This is a genomic window from Bradyrhizobium sp. NAS96.2 (assembly GCF_001908235.1).
Taxonomy (GTDB): Bacteria; Pseudomonadota; Alphaproteobacteria; order Rhizobiales; family Xanthobacteraceae; genus Bradyrhizobium.
Genome location: NZ_LGHK01000397.1, coordinates 1 through 987 on the forward strand (window position 1 = coordinate 1; position 987 = coordinate 987).

The following is a 987-nucleotide window of genomic DNA, read 5'->3' on the forward strand; positions in this document are numbered from 1 at the left end:
CAGACCACCGGTCAGGCTGATGCCCTCACCGGTGTCCGGGCTGGAGGCGGTCGGCTCGTGCACCGCACGATCCTGCGTCAAGGTCACGTCGCCGGTCGCGGTGTTGACCGTCAGCGTGAACACCAGCCACGCCGGATCGTTGTCATGGCCGGTCACATAGCCCGACACCGTATTGCCGCTCTGGTCGAGTACGACCGCGAGGCCCGAAGCACTGTCGATCAGGTTGGTCGTGGTGCCATTGGCCGCAATGCTGAGCGCATAGGCCGTGGTCGCGCCGTCGGCGCCAGTCACCACCGTGAACGCACCCGCGAAGTTTTCCTTGTCGAGAGCATGTCCCTGCGTCGGCACCGCATCCGGCGTGGAGCCGTTGACGCCCGCATTGGTCGAAGCCGACAGATAGGCTTCAAAAGTGTTCAGCGAAGCGACGCGCCCGCTCAACGAGATCGACGGACCATCGTCGTGGAACGTGACATGCGAGCTCAGATCGAGATTCTGGGCGGCGCTGTCGCCGTCCTTGTCGGTCACAGTCGCCGTCAGCGTCACCAGGCCGCCGGTCAGGCTGACGCCCTCACCGGTGTCCGGGCTGGAGGCGGCGGGCTCGTGCACCGCGCGGTCCTGCGTCAACGTCACATCGCCGGTTGCGGTGTTCACTGACAGGGTGAACACCAGCCAGGCGGCGTTACCTTCGTGGCCGGTGACATAGCCCGAGATCGTGTTGCCGCTCTGGTCGAGCACGACGCCGAGACCGGAGGCGCTGTCGATCAGATTGGTCGCGGTGCCGTTGGCCGCGATGCTGAGCGCATAGGCCGTGGTCGCATTGTCGGCGCCGGTCACCACTGTGAACGCGCCGGCGAAGCTCTCGGTATCCAGCGCATGGCCCTGGGTCGGCACTGCATCCGGCGTCGAGCCGTTGACGCCCGCATTGGTCGCGGCCGACAGAAACGCCTCGAAGGTGTTCAGCGAACCGACCGTCCCGCTCAGCGAGAT

At 66.2% G+C, this 987-nt stretch carries 1 protein-coding gene; it reads right to left on the reverse strand.

All coding sequences use genetic code 11. The annotated features are described in order from the left end of the window. A partial coding sequence (locus tag AC628_RS44640; RefSeq protein ID WP_245321614.1) for a DUF5801 repeats-in-toxin domain-containing protein occupies positions 1 to 987 on the reverse strand: 987 nt, incomplete at both ends.